A 16,508-nucleotide genomic window follows, 5' to 3' on the forward strand; every position below is an offset into this window, starting at 1 on the left:
ATAATATCCGTTTCATTTATTTGAATTTAATCGAAAAATATTATCTTTCACCTCTATTCTCATTTTACACTATGATTATTGCTGAAGAAGTACAGAACGAAAACCAGAAGAAGGAATTTTTAGAATTTCCAGCAAAACTTTATCAACACGACAAAAATTATATAAGACCTTTAAATAATGATATTGAAGAGGTTTTTAGCCCTAAAAAAAATAAATTCTTTAAAAACGGAGAATGCAAAAGGTTTTTATTTAAAAATAAGCAAAACCAAACCGTAGGAAAAGTAGCTGTTTTTATCAATAAGCTTTATAAACAAAAGCAACCTACAGGTGGAATTGGTTTTTTTGATTGTATCAACGACCAGGAAACTGCCAATTTTATTTTTGATTATTGTAAAAACTGGCTTCAGCAAAGAGGGATGGAAGCTATGGACGGACCAATAAACTTCGGAGAGAGGGATAAATTTTGGGGACTTTTAACAGACGGATTTATTGAGCCTTTATACGGAATGAACTACAATTTTCCTTATTACAAAGAACTTTTTGAAAACTATGGTTTTAAAGTTTATTTTGAACAACTCTGCTTTTCAAGACCTGTATTTGCAGAAGTTTCAAGGGTTTTCACTGTAATGCATAATAAGTACAAAAACAATCCTGCCATTTCTGCAAAACCAATGAAAAAAAATAATCTGGAAAAATTTGCTAAAGATTTCACAGAAATTTACAATAAAGCATGGGCTTCACATGGAGAAGGAAAGCAGATGGAAGAAGCTAAAGCATTAAAGATGTTCAAAATAATGAAGCCTGTTATTAATGAGCATATTTCTTGGTTTGTGTACGAAAACGATAAGCCGATTGCAATGTGGATTAATATTCCCGATTTGAACCAATGGTTTAAATATCTGAAAGGAAAATTCGGATTAATAGAAAAGCTCAAATTTTTATGGATTAAAAAATTCAAAAAAAATGAAAAAATGGTAGGTCTGGTTTTCGGAGTTGTTCCCGAATGGCAAAAAAAAGGAATTGATGGCTACATGATTTGGGAAGGAACTCAACATTTAAGAAAGCATACCGATTTCAAGGTCACCGAACTTCAATGGATTGGCGATTTCAACCCTAAAATGATAAAAATTGCCGAAAACCTTGATACCACGGTAACCAGAAAACTAGCAACTTACCGATATCTTTTTGACAGAACAAAAGAATTTGAGAGACATCCTATGCTGGGATAAGAATTCGGAGGCACCAAAGGTGCCTCCGAATTCTTTCTAACATTCCTAAAAAAAGTCTTGCTTTTGGCAAGACTTAAAATCAAAAATCATTTTACTTTATTAGAATAGCTCTCTAGCTACTTTTTTAATATTATCACTTTTTCCCATAGAATAAAAATGCAAAACAGGAACTCCAAAATCAAGTAATTCTCTGCATTGGTTAATCGCCCACTCTATTCCTATTTGTTTTACCGCATCATTATTTTTAGCATTTTCAACTTCATTAATAAGCTCTTCTGGTAAATCAATTTTAAAAACTTGTGGTAGAATTTTCAAATGTTTCTTTGTAGCAATAGGCTTAATCCCCGGAATGATAGGAACGGTGATCCCCATTTCTCTTGCACTTTTAACAAATTCTATAAATTTCTTGTTATCAAAAAACATTTGGGACACAATATAATCTGCACCTGCATCAACTTTTTGCTTCAGCCATTTCAAATCATAATTCATTGAAGGAGCTTCCATATGTTTTTCAGGATAACCGGCAACTCCGATGCAGAATTTATTAAGTCCATCATCACATTCTTTGTCGTCATGAAGATATTTACCTCTCCCTAAATCATTGATTTGATGAACTAAATCCATTGCACTGGCATGTCCACCTTTTGTTGGTTCAAAATACTGATGTCCTTTCATCGCATCACCTCTTAAAGCCATTACATTATCAATTCCAAGGTACATACAGTCAACCAAGAGATATTCGGTTTCTTCTTTCGTAAAACCTCCACAAAGCAAATGCGGAACAGTGTCTACATTATATTTATGCTGAATTGCCGCACAAATCCCCAAAGTTCCAGGACGCATTCTTGTGATTCTGCGCTCCATTAAACCATTTCCTTTATCTATATAAATATATTCTTCTCTCGAAGTCGTGACATCTATAAACGGAGGTTTGAACTCCATTAAAGGGTCGATATTTTTATATAAATCTTCTATCCCAATTCCCTTTTGTGGTGGAACAACTTCTAAAGAAAACAAAGTTTTTCCGTTTGCGTTTTTTATGTGTTCTGTTATCTTCATTTTATATTTTAGTTCTAATTTTTAATAGTATTCTATAATATATTCCGACTTGTTTTTCAACTGACCATTTAAAGTATTGTTTATCTCTATCATATTGTTTTTATCGTCATATTTTATATCATAAACACATGTAATTTTACCTGGATAGAAATTAATAGGAAAATATGTTGAATAACATCCGTTATCACAATTAATAATAATCGATTTCACTTTATTGTTATCTCCATAGATAATTTGGGTAACACTTGCTTTAGACTTATTTGATTCCGATATTTTACTTAATCTGTCTTTTTCGGCATAAGCATATTCTATACTTCCTTCATTTATTTCAGAGCCTTTGCCTTCATTCAGAATATAATCTTCTCTTAATAACTTGTTTTTACTGCTATATTTATAAAAATGTCTGTCTTTTAAAACACCAAAATAACGAACGCCTTCAATAGAGATACAATTATTTTGGCTGTCATATTTGTAGATGATATTATCCGATTCCCGTGTCTGATTTGGCTGCACCTGTATGGCATAATCCATATTAATCATGTTTACAAGTAAATTTTTATCGTATTTAAATTCGCTTTTTCTTTGAATCTTATTATTGAAATACTGTTCTTTCTTCACAATTCTATTATTTTCATAATAGAATTTATTTATGGTAGAATCATTTTTAGTTGTAGCATATTGACTTTTAATTCTTAACAATTTTCCGTCAGGTGTCATTTTTTTGGAAACAATGGTATTCTCTTTATCATTATTATATCCAATTGTAATTATTTCATCCTTATTTTTTGATGTAAGATATTTTGAGCCTTTCTCATAGTTACTTTCCACAACGTTTCCATCTCGTGAATATTGAAAAGACTGATAGAATTGCCCATCCATCAAATAAGTAATCTTTTTTATCTTATTTTTTGAATACCATTCCGGTTCTCTGTCTAAAACATGATCAAACAACAGTGGATTGAATCTTACATTCACCAAAGGAATATTCGTGTAATTTACATATCCAATAAAATCTTTATCGCTGTATTTTTGAGCATAACTTTGAACAAAAAAGACAATACAAAACCATATAAGAATATTTTTACCCATACGTCAATCTGCTAAATTAGGTGATAACCATTTTTTTGCTTCCTGAATACTACAAGCCCTTCTTTCAGAATAATCTTTAAGCTGATCTTCTGTAATTTTTCCTAAACCAAAATATTTCGCGTGAGGACTTCCAAAATAATACCCGGAAACCGAAGCTGTCGGGAACATTGCCAAACTTTCAGTTAAATAAACTCCAATATTTTCTTTTACTTTCAGTAAATCCCAAATGGTTTTCTTTTCTAAATGATCTGGGCAAGCCGGATAACCTGGAGCAGGACGAATTCCTTTATATTTCTCGGCAATTAATTCTTCATTGCTTAAATTTTCCTGATTTGCATATCCCCAATATTCTGTCCTGATTTTTTTATGTAAAAACTCGGCATAAGCCTCTGCAAAACGATCCGCCAAAGCTTTTACCATAATTGCATTATAGTCATCATTAGCTTTCTCATATTCTTCAGCCAATTCATCAGTTCCGAAACCTGTAGTTACACAAAATGCTCCCACATAGTCAGCTTTTCCTGAGCTTTGAGGCGCAATAAAATCACTTAAAGCCAGATATTCTTTTCCTTTAGAACGTTGTGCTTGTTGTCTTAATGTTAAGAATTTAGCCTGTTCTTTATTACTTTCATTAAAGATTAGAATGTCATCCGTCTCATTAGAATTAGCTTTAAAAATTCCAAAAACTGCTTTTGCTGTTAAAAGCTTTTCATCTAAAATTTTCTTTAAAATAACTTGAGCATCATTAAACAACTCTTTCGCCTGAACACCCACAACCTCATCTTCTAAAATATTAGGATATTTACCATGCAAATCCCAACTTCTGAAGAACGGAGACCAATCAATATATGGCAACAGCTCGTTTAAATCCTGATTTTCAATAACGGTTACTCCTAACTGATTTGGTGTAAAAATCTCTTCATTTTCCCAATCAATTTTAAACTTATTATCTCTCGCCTCTTCAATCGAAACATAATCTTTATCAACCTGTCTGTTCAGAAATTTCTCTCTGAAATCGGAATAATCGCTTTTTAAATCCTCAACATATTCTTTATTTCTGTCCCCCAGCAATGAACTTACTACATTTACCGCTCGGGAAGCGTCATTCACATGAACAACAGCGTTTTTATATTTCAAATCGATTTTTACCGCTGTGTGTGCTTTTGAAGTTGTTGCACCACCAATCATCAATGGAAAATCAAGGTTTTGTCTTTCTAATTCAGAAGCGATGTAAACCATCTCATCTAAACTTGGTGTAATCAACCCGCTCAACCCAATAACATCTACTTTTTCTTCAATTGCAGTTTGGATAATTTTTTCAGCAGGAACCATCACTCCGAGGTCAACAATTTCATAATTATTACAACCTAAAACCACACTCACAATATTTTTACCAATATCGTGAACATCACCTTTTACGGTTGCCATCAAAACCTTTCCGTTGGCTGGTTTGGTTCCGTCTTTCTCCGCTTCAATGAACGGTTGTAAATAAGCTACCGCTTTTTTCATCACCCTCGCAGATTTTACAACCTGTGGCAAAAACATTTTTCCGCTTCCGAATAAGTCTCCGACAACCCCCATTCCGGTCATTAGATTAATTTCAATCACATGGAGCGGTTTTTCTACTTGCAATCTTGCTTCTTCTACATCCTCTTCAATAAAACGGTCTATTCCTTTTACCAAAGCATGAGTAATTCTTTCTTGTAAAGGATGATTTCTCCATTCTAAGTCCTCAACTTTTTCTTTTTTAACAGATTTATGTTTCTCAGAATAATCCAATAATCTTTCTGTTGCATCCTCCCTTCTATCAAGAATTACATCTTCTACTAATTCAAGAAGTTCTTTATTAATCTCATCATAAACCTCCAACATCGCCGGATTTACAATTCCCATATTCATTCCCGCCTGAATGGCATGATACAAGAAAACAGAGTGCATTGCTTCTCTCACTGTATCATTTCCTCGAAATGAAAACGAAACATTACTTACTCCCCCACTTACAGACACATACGGAAGATTTTGACGAACCCATCTCGTAGCTTCAATAAAATCAACAGCATTTTTTCTATGCTCTTCCATTCCTGTTGCAACAGGGAAAATATTTAAATCGAAAATAATATCCTCTGGTGGAAAGTTTAATTGATTGACTAAAATATCATAAGACCGTTTTGAAATTTCAATTCTACGATCATAAGTATCGGCTTGTCCAACCTCATCAAAAGCCATTACAATTACTGCTGCACCATATCTTTTAATCGCTTTTGCCTGTTTTATAAACTCTTCTTCTCCGCCTTTCAAACTGATAGAGTTTACAACACATTTTCCTTGTGCAACCTGCAATCCCGCTTCCAAAATTTCCCATTTTGAGGAATCAATCATTATCGGGATTCTGGCAATATCCGGTTCAGAAGCTATTAAATTTAAAAATTTAATCATTGAAGCTTTTCCATCAATCAATCCGTCATCAAAATTAACATCAAGAATCTGCGCACCACCTTCAACCTGATGACGTGCAATATCTAAAGCTTCAGCAAATTTTTCTTCTTTTATTAATCTTAAAAATTTCTTTGAACCTGCCACATTGGTTCTTTCTCCGACGTTGATAAAATTACTTTCAGGAGTAATAATCAATGGTTCAAGACCTGATAATCGAAGGTATTTGGTGTTTGGTGTTTGGTGTTTGGTGTTTAATATTTCGTTATTGATTTTATTTTCCATTTTCTACTTTTTTAAAATAATTAATAAAACCATTTAACAGTTTTTTTGAAGTTTGAATTTCATCTGAAATTCTATTAAAAATATCTTTATTAATAAATTGTTGGTCTAATGCGAGATAAAATTGAGTTTCTAACTCGAATAATGAACCTCTTGAAATGTAAAGAAAAACCAGAGTTCCCTTGGCTGTATTTCGTCCAACCCCTTCTGCAATATTTGATGGAATAGAAACTACACAACGTCCCATTTGACTAGTTAATCCAAATTGTTCCGAGCTTGGAAATTCTCTAGTAATTATATAAACTGAATTGGCTAACTGTCTTGCAGATAACCAAACATCTAGTGTTGTAAAGTCTTGAAAACCCATAATCTATAAACTTTATACTAAATACTAAACACTAACTTTCTGGGTTCGTAATTTTTAACCAAATCTGCAATTGCCTTGATATGGTCCGGAGTTGTTCCACAACAACCTCCGATAATATTGATTAATCCTTTTTCCGCATATTCTTTAATCTGACTCGCCATATATTCAGGCGTCTCATCGTATTTTCCGAAAGCATTGGGCAATCCTGCATTTGGATATGCTGAAATATAAAATTCAGAATTATGGGCTACTGTTTCCAAATATGGCGTTAATTGACTCGCTCCCAAAGCACAATTGAAACCAACACTCAATAAATTCAAATGAGAAACTGAAATTAAAAAGGCTTCAGCTGTTTGTCCGCTCAATGTTCTTCCTGAAGCATCGGTAATTGTTCCGGAAACCATAATTGGGATTTTAATTCCTCTTTCTTCCTGAATTTCATCAATTGCAAATAATGCAGCTTTTGCATTCAGTGTATCAAAAATTGTTTCAACCAATAAAATATCAGAACCTCCGTCTAACAAAGCCTCACTCTGCTGCTTATAAGCTACGCGAAGCTCTTCAAAAGTAATGGCTCTATAACCTGGGTCATTCACATCCGGGCTTAAGCTTGCCGTTCTGTTTGTAGGACCAATAGAACCTGCTACAAATCTTGGCTTGTCAGGGTTTTTGGCGGTAAATTCATCACAAACTTTTCTTGCAATTTTTGCAGATTCATAGTTTAGTTCATAGACCAAATCTTCCATGTGATAATCTGCCATTGCAATCGTAGTTCCTGAAAAGGTATTGGTTTCAATAATATCAGCTCCCGCTTCTAAATATTTTCTATGAACCTCTTCTATTGCATGAGGCTGAGTTAAAGAAAGTAAATCATTGTTCCCTTTTACAGGAGATTTCCAATCCTTAAAACGCTCACCACGATAATCTTCTTCCTCGAATTTATACCGCTGAAGCATTGTTCCCATCGCTCCGTCGAGAACCAAAATTCTTTCGGATAATACTTTATATAGTTTTTCAGTATTTTTCATTGTATATTATTTTTTCATCATGGAATTAATCCAATGCTTGTTTTAAATCTTCGATGATATCATCCACATTTTCCAACCCTACGGAACAACGAACCAAACCTGCTGTAATTCCGACCTCATTTCTTTCTTCATCAGACAATTTTGAATGCGTTGTAGATGCAGGATGCGTCACAATCGTTCTGGTATCACCTAAATTGGCAGAAAGAGAACACATTTTAATCTTATTTAAAAAATTTCGACCTCCTTCTATTCCTCCTTTTACTTCAAAAGCAACGATATTTCCACCCAATTTCATTTGTTTTTTTGCAACTTCATAACTTGGATGAGATTTTAGGAAAGGATATTTCACCAATTCTACATTAGGGTGATTTTCTAAAAACTTAGCCACTTTTAAAGCATTTTCACAATGTTTTTCAACACGAATTGCTAAAGTTTCCAAACTTTTTGACAACACCCATGCGTTGAAAGGCGACATTGCAGGTCCTGTATTTCTTGCGAAAAGATAAATTTCACGAATTAAATCTTCCCTACCAACTGCCACACCTCCTAAAACACGACCTTGACCATCAATCAGTTTCGTTGCCGAATGAACAACAATATCCGCACCGTATTTTATAGGCTGCTGAAGGTAAGGTGTTGCAAAGCAGTTATCTACTATAAAAATAAGATTATGTTTTTTTGCAATCTGCCCGAAAAACTCCAAATCAAGTACTTCAATAGCCGGGTTTGTCGGAGTTTCCAAATATAAAATTTTTGTATTCGGCTGAATATATTTTTCTACATTCTCAGCATCTTCAGCTTTGAAATAAGTTGTTTCGATATTCCATTTTGGGAAATATTTTGTAAACAGAGTATGTGTAGAACCAAAAACTGATTGACAGCTCACAATATGGTCTCCAGCATTTAATAAAGTTGCAAAAGTTGAATAGATTGCGGCCATTCCTGTTGCAAACGCATAACCTGCTTCAGCACCTTCCATTTTTGCGATTTTATCTGTAAATTCCGTTACATTTGGGTTTGAAAATCGGCTGTATAAATTTTTAGATTTTTCTTCTGCAAAACTTGCTCTCATATCTTCTGCATCCTGAAAAATAAAGCTGGATGTAAGATATAGCGGAGTTGAATGCTCGTCAAACTGAGTTCTTTCTGTTTGAGTTCTTATTGCGAATGTTTCAAAATTTTCCATATAGTTTTAATTTGTCAATCTTACGATTGTATTTATTTGGTTTCACTTACTCTTAAAATATCTCCGAAAACACCTCTCGCCGTAACTTTTGCTCCCGCTCCCGCTCCCATGATTACAATTGGATTTTCGCCATAACTTTCCGTATAAATTTCAAAGATAGAATCTGAACCTTTCAGTTGTCCTAAAGCGGAATTGGCAGGAACAGAAATCAATTTCACATCAAGTTCTCCTTTATCCTTTTGTAAATCTCCGTGCAAATCTCCAACATATCTTAAAACATGTTCTGGTTCTTGATTTTCTTTTATTTTTTGATATTCTTCATCCAGTTCTGTAAGTCTTGAAATGAATTCGGTTTTATCAATTGAAAGAAGATGTTCCGGGATTAAATTTTGGATATTAATATCACTAAATTCATTAATCAAATCTAATTCTCTTGCCAAAATCAACAGTTTTCTAGCAACGTCATTTCCTGAAAGGTCTTCACGCGGATCTGGCTCTGTAAAGCCTTTTTCCATTGCTTCACCTATAATGGTTGAAAAGTTCTCATTTCTTACTGAAAAATTATTGAAAATATAACTTAAAGAACCTGAAAAAACCCCTTTGATTCTCGTAATATTTTCTCCTGAAAGGTGCAACAATTTAATAGTATCAATCAACGGTAAACCTGCCCCCACATTGGTTTCGTAAAGATATTTTTTCTTATTTTTTTCTAATGATTTTCTTAAACTTCTATAGCTTGAAATAGGGAGTGTATTGTAAATTTTATTTGATGAAACAATATCAAAACCGTTGTCAACAAAAGAATCATAATGTTTCACAAAATCTTTACTTGCTGTATTATCTACCATCACAAGATTTTCCAAATGATGCTCTTTTGCATACTGAATAAGATTTTCAACGCTTGAATCTGTTTGAGAATAATTGATTTTTTGTCTCCAATCGCTTCCGAAACCAGCTTTATTAAGAGCCATTTTTCTGGAGTTGGCAATTGCAACAATTTTCAATTGTAATCTTTTACGCTTTAAAATATCATGCTCTGAATCCAGAATCTGCTCTACTAAAGTTCCTCCCACATTTCCGTGTCCGATTAAAGCTAAATGAACAACTTTTGGCTTTCCGTAAATTTCTGTTTCGATGATATTTTTGGCAATTTCTGTCTGATTATCAGTTACTACAATATTTACTCTTCCTGCAGATGCAATTTGATTTAATAATAATGGGAAGATTTTATTTCGCTGAAGCTCAGAAAGAATTTTATTATAATTCTCTGATACAAAACCGATTACCGCAACATTATTAATATTATAAATATTACTTACAGCTCCTTTTGCTTTTTCATTTTTAAATTCTTCTGCAAGAACTCTCACTGCATCTTCTGCATCTTTTTCATCCACCAAAACCGAAACTCCGTTTTCAATTGCCTGTTGTGAAATTACTCCGACACTGATTCCTTCATCATTTAAAGTTTTAAAAATTCTGGAATCTACTCCGATTTGCCCAAGAAAGTCTTTTCCTTCAAAGTTTACCAGTGCCTTGTTTCGATAGATGTTTATCGTATCTGCTGTTGTCATATTTTAAGAATTGGTTTTATGATATTATTTAATTGTTCGTATTCCATTAAAAAGGCATCATGCCCATGAATTGATTTTATTTCGTGATAGAAAACATTTTCTTTTTTCTTTTTTAGATTTTCAAAGCACATTCGAATTTCTGAAGCTGGGAAAAACAAATCTGTATCTACAGAAACCAGATGTATTTGCGCCTGAATTTTCTCCAACAAATTTTCTTCAGCGTTAATGTTCATCAACAAATGATTCATCAGTTTGTACGCTTTTAAACTAAATCTATCGTTTAAAGCATTTCCGTGATAAATCAACCAGTCTTCCGATTCTAATCTCTGTTTTTGCTGATTATATTTATTTTGAAATCTATCATTTAATGACTCAGGTGTTCTATAACACAACATTGCATGAATTCGGGCTTTTTGTAGAGGCTCATCATTTTGGTTTAATAAAAATTTCTGAACCAGACATTGTGCATGAAGCCAATCGTGTGTTTTGAAATCACACGCAATAGGAATAAAAACTTCGGCAAGCTGTTGATTTTTCACCAACATTTCCCAAGCGATTCCGCCCCCTAAAGAACCTCCGATAATGGCATATAAATTTTTAATATTTAAAAATTCAAGACCTTTCAGAAATATATTGGCTACATCCGAAGCTGTGAAATCTTCATATTCGTCAATTAAAAAACCATCATAACCGTTTCCGGGAATATTGAAACACAGAACTGTATATTTATCTGTACCAATCACCTGATTTTCTCCGATTAGTTTTTTCCACCAGCCTTTTTCGCCTGAAACATCTGAGTTTCCGGTTAAGGCATGATTAACCAAAATAATAGGAGCAGAAAACAAGTCTTTCCCGAAAAGCTGATAGCTCAACGAGATATGATATTCCTTTTGGGAATGAGTTTGATACGAAAAATTAATATAGTTTAGTTCTGTTTTCAATTCTATTTGCTTTAAATATAATTGAAAATGCCACGAGAAATGGCTGAAAGAACTTCAGTAAGTTATCTGTCCAAAATAAATTGGTAGAACGTAGCACCTTCTTTGTCTGAGCAAAGGGTTGCTAAGGTTTCACAGGGTCTAATCCCTCAACCTTTCTTGATAACATTTTCAATATGTGAATGATCGAATGGTGCAAATATAGAACTTTTCTTTTAAATATTTATAAAAATTTAATTTAATCTCTAAAAGCCTATAAACAGAAAGTTTTCAAAGGATTAATAAAAGCTATCGAGGTGATAAGAATTGGTTTATTTTCCCAAAAAAACTACCTTCGTCATGAAAAATGGTGAAATATGAATGTTGAAAAACAAAGATTACAAGATAATAATTGGAAAAACTGGGGACCCTATGTAAGTAACAGACAATGGGGAAATGTACGTGAAGATTACAGCTCAAATGGAGATGCATGGCAGTTTACCAATCATAATATTGCGGAAAGCTACACCTATCGTTGGGGAGAAGAAGGAATTGCAGGTATTTCCGATTTTAAACAACTTCTCTGTTTTGCTCTTTCTTTTTGGAATAAGAAAGATAAAATGGTAAAAGAGCGTTTTTTCGGGCTGAGTAACCCTCAAGGAAACCACGGAGAAGATATAAAAGAAATTTTTTATTATCTGGATAATACACCAACTCATAGCTATATGAAGATGGTTTATAAATATCCCATCAATGCATTTCCATACGACAATATTCTTGAAGAAAACGGAAAACGCGGCAAAAAAGACCCAGAATACGAAATTATTGATACCGGAATTTTTGGCAATGATGAATACTTCGACATCTTTATCGAATATGCCAAAGCCGACCATAATGATATTTTAGTCAGAGTTACAGTATGCAACAGAAGTGAGACTGACGCTCCAATTGTGGTTGCTCCAACAATTTGGTTCAGAAATAACTGGAAATGGGGCTACAATACCTATAAAGGACAAATAAATGCATCTTCTCACGAAAACTGCATAGATATTAATCACGACAGTATTTCCATTAAAAAACTTTACTCCAGAAATCTTAATGTGGAGAGTGTTTTCTGTGAAAATGAAACCAACATTTCTAAATTATATGGAGCTCCTCACTCTGAAAACACCTACTTTAAAGACGGAATCAATGATTATATCATCCATAAAAGTAACACCGTTAATCCTGAAAAAAGAGGGACAAAAGCCTCTTTCTTAATTGATGAAACTATTGGAGCTAAACAATCAAAAGTTTTTGATTTCAGGTTATCGCCTAATGATTTAGATGAACCCTTCAATCAATTTGACGAAATTTTCAATTCCAGAATTAATGAAGCTAATGAATTTTATAATGAAATTCAAAATGATGTAACAAATGATGATGAAAGAAATGTACAAAGACAGGCTTTTGCAGGACTTCTTTGGAATAAACAATTCTATCATTACAACATCGGAAAATGGCTGAAAGGTGATCCTAATTTTAAAGCTCCACGAGATTTTAACCATTATGTAAGAAATACCGAATGGAATCACCTTCACAATAAAGATATCATTTCAATGCCCGATAAATGGGAATATCCTTGGTATGCGACTTGGGATTTGGCATTTCATTGTGTTCCGTTTGCCATCATTGATGCCGATTTCGCTAAAAACCAGCTTCTTTTATTGACAAAAGAATGGTATATGCATCCTAACGGACAACTTCCTGCGTATGAATGGAATATGAGTGATGTAAATCCACCGGTTCACGCATGGTCTTGTTTCAGGGTTTTTAAAATTGATGAAAAGCAAAACGGAAAACCCGACCTTTTATTTTTAGAAAAAGTTTTCCAAAAGCTGCTTCTCAACTTCACTTGGTGGGTTAACAGAAAAGACAAAAACGGTAATAATATTTTTGGAGGAGGTTTCCTTGGACTAGACAATATCGGAGCATTTGACCGAAATATGGTCTTGAAAGACGGACAATATCTTGAACAAGCAGATGGAACAAGTTGGATGGCAATGTATGCATTAAATATGATGCGAATTGCTATGGAATTAGCTCAATATTATCAGGTTTATGAAGATATGGCCATCAAATTTTTTGAACACTATCTTTATATTGCTGAAGCAATGGAAAATCTGGGAGGAGGGACAAACGGACTTTGGAACGAAGAAGACGGATTCTTCTATGATGTGCTTCAGCTTGGAAATGGAGAAAGTGTTTCATTAAAACTTAGAAGCATTGTGGGACTGATTCCGATGTTTGCAGTGGAAATTATTGACCACCATCTTCTCGATAAAATGCCCAATTTTAAAACAAGAATGGAATGGGTTTTAAAAAACAAACCAGAACTTACCAAACTTGTGTCTCATTGGGAAGAAGAAGGACACAGAAGAAAACATTTGATGAGCATACTTCGTAAAACCAGATTAACGAAAGTCTTGACAAGAATGCTTGATGAAAAGGAGTTTTTAAGCTCTTACGGAATTCGGGCAATGTCTAAAGTCTATGAAGAAAATCCGTTTATATTTTCAGTTCATGGTAATGAGAATGTGGTTCATTATACCCCTGCAGAAAGTGACAGCAGAATGTTTGGAGGCAACAGTAACTGGAGAGGTCCGATTTGGTTTCCTATCAATTTTTTGATTGTTGAAAGTCTGCAACGGTTTCATTTTTATTATGGAAATAGCCTAAAAGTCGAATTACCTACAGGAAGCGGAGACAAAAAAAACCTTGATGAAGTTGCCCAAAATATAAGCAACAGACTTTGTTCGATATTTTTAAAAAATGAAAAAGGTGAAAGAGCCTTTAACGGCGGAAATCACAAATTCAATTTTGATGAAAATTTCAAGGATTATATAACATTCTATGAATATTTTCATGGAGATAACGGACGTGGAGTCGGAGCTTCCCATCAAACCGGCTGGACTGCAACCGTCGCCAAACTGATGAAACCAAGATTGACATTATAATTAAAAAAATCCGTCTCAAAAATTTGAAACGGATTTTTTTTATCATTTAATTAACCGATAAGTTTATATTTTCTCTCCATTTACATAAACTTCATATCCTATTTCTACATTCGGTTCTAATGTTTTAGAAACAGAACAATATTTTTCGAAAGATAGTTGAGCTGCTTTTTGCGCTTTTTTAAGGTCTATATTTCCTTCTAAAAGAAATTTTACATTAATTGTTTTAAAAGGTTTTGCATCATCTACAGGAACTCTTTCACCTTCTACTTCCGCTTTGAAATCGGTAATTTCCTGTCTTTGTTTTTTCAGAATAGAAACCACATCTATCCCGCTGCATCCTGCAACTGCCATCAAAACACTTTCCATCGGAGAAACCCCTTTTGCTCCCGGTTGCGAAGTATTATCTAAAAGAATTGAATTTCCCTGAGCATTGGTACATTCAAACAAAAAATCATCGTTAATTCTATTAAGTGTTATTTTCATTTCTTATTAATATTTTTCTTTATTCATAAATTAATCCTTCTGCATCCATTTCTTTCTTTTCCTCTGGACTCATAAATTTCCTCATTACTTTAATAGTATAAGCTCCCTTTACAACATTTTTATCATAATACATCCAGTCACTAATCCTTTCGACAGGTACTTCAACAGAATCACCTAATTTAATTGTTTTCACATCTACAGGCTCATTTTGAACAATTCCAAAATATTTTCCGTTTTTCAATTGTACTTCTCCGATCCAAATATGCTCTCCCCCACCGTCAGATGTATCAAATCTTTGTTTTAAAGTAAAATTGGAATGATTCGGATTATTGTCTTCCAATGCTTTTTGAAATTCAGACAAAGTCTTCTGTGCTTGTTGTACAGCCGAATTCATTTCAGCATCTGAGTTCTCAAAATATACAACATCTGGTTCGCCCTCTCTCTCAAGTTTTTCATGTTCTTTTTTTTCTTGACAATTTACTAGAAAAGTCAAAAGAAAAATCACTAATATTTTTCTCATTGGTAAAATTATAAAATTCCTCTCGCTTTTATCTCCAAATATTTGTTGATAACATCAATATTTAAGTTTTCAGGAAGTGTATACACCGTATAAATGCCATATTTCCGTAATTCCTGAATGATTAATTTTTTCTCAAATTCAAATTTCTCAGCGATAATTTCATCATAAATTTCCTGCATATTTTCGGGATTTTTATGAATGAGAGTCTGAAGCTCTGAATTTTTAAAGAAAACAACCACCAACAAATGGTTTTTTGCAATTCCTCGGAGGTATTTCAATTGACGATTTAGCGCATCTAAGGTTTCAAAATTAGTAAAAAGTAAAATTAAACTCCTTTGATTAATCGAATATTTTACATCTTGATACAACCTGTTGAAATCGCTCTCAAAAAAATTGGTATTAATATTATAGAGTGCCTCTGAAATTTTTTTCAATTGTCCAGATTTGTTGTCAGCAGCAATTTTATTTTCGGTTTTCTTTGAGAAAGTCATCATTCCTGCCCTATCTCCTTTCTTCAAAATAATATGAGAAAGAGCCATCGTCGCATTAATCGAATAATCTAAGAGACTTAACCCATTGAAAGGCATTTTCATGGTTCGTCCGGTATCTATCAGCATAAAAATACGTTGAGATTTTTCATCCTGAAACTGGTTTACCATCAATCGGTTTGTTTTTGAAGTAGCCTTCCAATTGATTGTTCTGATATCATCACCCGGAACATATTCTTTGATTTGCTCAAATTCCATGGTGTGACCAAGTTTCCTGATTTTCTTGATTCCACCCAACATAAATTCACTCTGAATTGCCATTAGTTCATATTTTCTCAAATGAATAAATGACGGATAAGACGGTAAATTAGCATCTTTCTGAAATTGAAATCTCTTGCTTACAAACCCGATTGGTGATTCTACATAAATATTTAAGTTTCCAAAATAATACTCACCTCTTTCTTTGGGTTCTAAAATGTATTGAAAAAAACTATTTTTCCCTGGCTCAATCTGCTTCTGAATTAAAAAATCCCTTTTTTGAAACTGAAACGGAATCTCATCAATAATTTTAGCGTTAATTTTAAAACTATAATTGTTTTTAATATCAATTTTCACAGGATTTTCATCACCATTTGATAATTTTTCGGGCAAAATTCTTTGAGCCAGAATTCCGTTTTTTTGATTAAAAAGCAGTAAATAATCAACTATCGCCGTAAGAGCACACAACAATAAAACAACGTGTGCAATCACCATAAAGAATGGGAAGAAAAATGCAAAAACATAAAGCACTCCCACGCAAATGAGTGTATAAAAAAAACGATTATTGAGATATAAGTTTTTCATTCTAATTGCTTTTATAA

13 protein-coding genes and 1 riboswitch are annotated in these 16,508 nt (G+C 33.3%); of the genes, 2 read left to right on the forward strand and 11 right to left on the reverse strand.

Annotated elements, in window-relative coordinates; all coding sequences use genetic code 11:
- The first annotated feature begins 71 nt into the window (after positions 1-71).
- On the forward strand, positions 72-1,229 hold the full coding sequence (locus OH806_RS12115) for a hypothetical protein (RefSeq protein WP_264743950.1): 1,158 nt from the start codon (positions 72-74) through the stop codon (positions 1,227-1,229).
- Between the two features lie 99 nt (positions 1,230-1,328).
- Here the strand turns inward: OH806_RS12115 and metF are convergent, their stop codons facing one another.
- The 8 genes from metF to OH806_RS12155 are packed head-to-tail and all read right to left on the reverse strand — an operon-like array spanning position 1,329 to position 11,185.
- The gene (metF, locus tag OH806_RS12120) at positions 1,329-2,288 is read right to left on the reverse strand and encodes a methylenetetrahydrofolate reductase [NAD(P)H] (RefSeq protein WP_264743951.1); all 960 of its coding nucleotides are present in this window, start codon (positions 2,286-2,288) and stop codon (positions 1,329-1,331) included.
- Positions 2,289-2,309: 21 nt separating this feature from the next.
- Entirely contained in the window at positions 2,310-3,377 is a 1,068-nt protein-coding gene (locus OH806_RS12125) for a hypothetical protein (protein WP_264743952.1), read from the reverse strand.
- A 3-nt stretch (positions 3,378-3,380) separates the two neighbouring features.
- Complete coding sequence (gene metH / locus OH806_RS12130; protein WP_264743953.1) at positions 3,381-6,095, reverse strand: methionine synthase; 2,715 nt, start codon at positions 6,093-6,095, stop codon at positions 3,381-3,383.
- A complete protein-coding gene (locus tag OH806_RS12135; RefSeq protein ID WP_264743954.1) occupies positions 6,085-6,459 on the reverse strand; it encodes a four helix bundle protein in 375 nt (124 codons plus the stop codon). The genes metH and OH806_RS12135 overlap by 11 nt, the downstream gene beginning before the upstream one ends.
- A gap of 17 nt (positions 6,460-6,476) precedes the next feature.
- Positions 6,477-7,487, reverse strand: a complete 1,011-nt coding sequence (locus OH806_RS12140) for a homocysteine S-methyltransferase family protein (protein ID WP_264743955.1) — start codon at positions 7,485-7,487, stop codon at positions 6,477-6,479.
- Between the two features lie 25 nt (positions 7,488-7,512).
- Complete coding sequence (locus OH806_RS12145; protein ID WP_264743956.1) at positions 7,513-8,673, reverse strand: O-succinylhomoserine sulfhydrylase; 1,161 nt, start codon at positions 8,671-8,673, stop codon at positions 7,513-7,515.
- A gap of 32 nt (positions 8,674-8,705) precedes the next feature.
- Entirely contained in the window at positions 8,706-10,244 is a 1,539-nt protein-coding gene (locus OH806_RS12150; protein WP_264743957.1) for an ACT domain-containing protein, read from the reverse strand.
- Positions 10,241-11,185 (reverse strand): alpha/beta fold hydrolase, encoded by a 945-nt coding sequence (locus OH806_RS12155; protein WP_264743958.1) that lies wholly within the window; start codon positions 11,183-11,185, stop codon positions 10,241-10,243. Before OH806_RS12155 ends, OH806_RS12150 begins: the two co-directional genes overlap by 4 nt.
- A 59-nt stretch (positions 11,186-11,244) precedes the next feature.
- A riboswitch (SAM riboswitch) is annotated at positions 11,245-11,351 on the reverse strand.
- 187 nt (positions 11,352-11,538) lie between these two features.
- Between OH806_RS12155 and OH806_RS12160 the strand changes: the two genes are divergently transcribed.
- The gene (locus OH806_RS12160) at positions 11,539-14,157 is read left to right on the forward strand and encodes an MGH1-like glycoside hydrolase domain-containing protein (RefSeq protein ID WP_264743959.1); all 2,619 of its coding nucleotides are present in this window, start codon (positions 11,539-11,541) and stop codon (positions 14,155-14,157) included.
- Between the two features lie 63 nt (positions 14,158-14,220).
- Here the strand turns inward: OH806_RS12160 and OH806_RS12165 are convergent, their stop codons facing one another.
- From OH806_RS12165 to OH806_RS12175, 3 genes are read right to left on the reverse strand one after another with little or no spacing between them, the layout of a single operon-like run.
- Complete coding sequence (locus OH806_RS12165) at positions 14,221-14,640, reverse strand: OsmC family protein (protein WP_264743960.1); 420 nt, start codon at positions 14,638-14,640, stop codon at positions 14,221-14,223.
- 19 nt (positions 14,641-14,659) lie between these two features.
- The gene (locus tag OH806_RS12170) at positions 14,660-15,160 is read right to left on the reverse strand and encodes a YegJ family protein (protein WP_264743961.1); all 501 of its coding nucleotides are present in this window, start codon (positions 15,158-15,160) and stop codon (positions 14,660-14,662) included.
- Between the two features lie 8 nt (positions 15,161-15,168).
- Positions 15,169-16,491: a DUF58 domain-containing protein gene (locus OH806_RS12175; protein ID WP_264743962.1), complete on the reverse strand. Its 1,323-nt coding sequence runs from the start codon at positions 16,489-16,491 to the stop codon at positions 15,169-15,171.
- Between the last annotated feature and the right edge of the window lie 17 nt (positions 16,492-16,508).

It is taken from the genome of Chryseobacterium oryctis (assembly GCF_025971925.1).
Lineage (GTDB): Bacteria > Bacteroidota > Bacteroidia > Flavobacteriales > Weeksellaceae > Chryseobacterium > Chryseobacterium oryctis.

Excerpts from the sequence above, each read along its gene's own strand:
- OH806_RS12160 (WP_264743959.1), top strand. The coding sequence starts at position 11,539 with ATGAATGTTGAAAAACAAAGATTACAAGATAATAATTGGAAAAACTGG.
- OH806_RS12115 (WP_264743950.1), top strand. The coding sequence starts at position 72 with ATGATTATTGCTGAAGAAGTACAGAACGAAAACCAGAAGAAGGAATTT.
- OH806_RS12170 (WP_264743961.1), bottom strand. The coding sequence starts at position 15,160 with ATGAGAAAAATATTAGTGATTTTTCTTTTGACTTTTCTAGTAAATTGT.
- OH806_RS12150 (WP_264743957.1), bottom strand. The coding sequence starts at position 10,244 with ATGACAACAGCAGATACGATAAACATCTATCGAAACAAGGCACTGGTA.
- OH806_RS12175 (WP_264743962.1), bottom strand. The coding sequence starts at position 16,491 with ATGAAAAACTTATATCTCAATAATCGTTTTTTTTATACACTCATTTGC.
- OH806_RS12165 (WP_264743960.1), bottom strand. The coding sequence starts at position 14,640 with ATGAAAATAACACTTAATAGAATTAACGATGATTTTTTGTTTGAATGT.
- OH806_RS12135 (WP_264743954.1), bottom strand. The coding sequence starts at position 6,459 with ATGGGTTTTCAAGACTTTACAACACTAGATGTTTGGTTATCTGCAAGA.
- OH806_RS12145 (WP_264743956.1), bottom strand. The coding sequence starts at position 8,673 with ATGGAAAATTTTGAAACATTCGCAATAAGAACTCAAACAGAAAGAACT.
- OH806_RS12125 (WP_264743952.1), bottom strand. The coding sequence starts at position 3,377 with ATGGGTAAAAATATTCTTATATGGTTTTGTATTGTCTTTTTTGTTCAA.
- OH806_RS12140 (WP_264743955.1), bottom strand. The coding sequence starts at position 7,487 with ATGAAAAATACTGAAAAACTATATAAAGTATTATCCGAAAGAATTTTG.
- metF (WP_264743951.1), bottom strand. The coding sequence starts at position 2,288 with ATGAAGATAACAGAACACATAAAAAACGCAAACGGAAAAACTTTGTTT.
- metH (WP_264743953.1), bottom strand. The coding sequence starts at position 6,095 with ATGGAAAATAAAATCAATAACGAAATATTAAACACCAAACACCAAACA.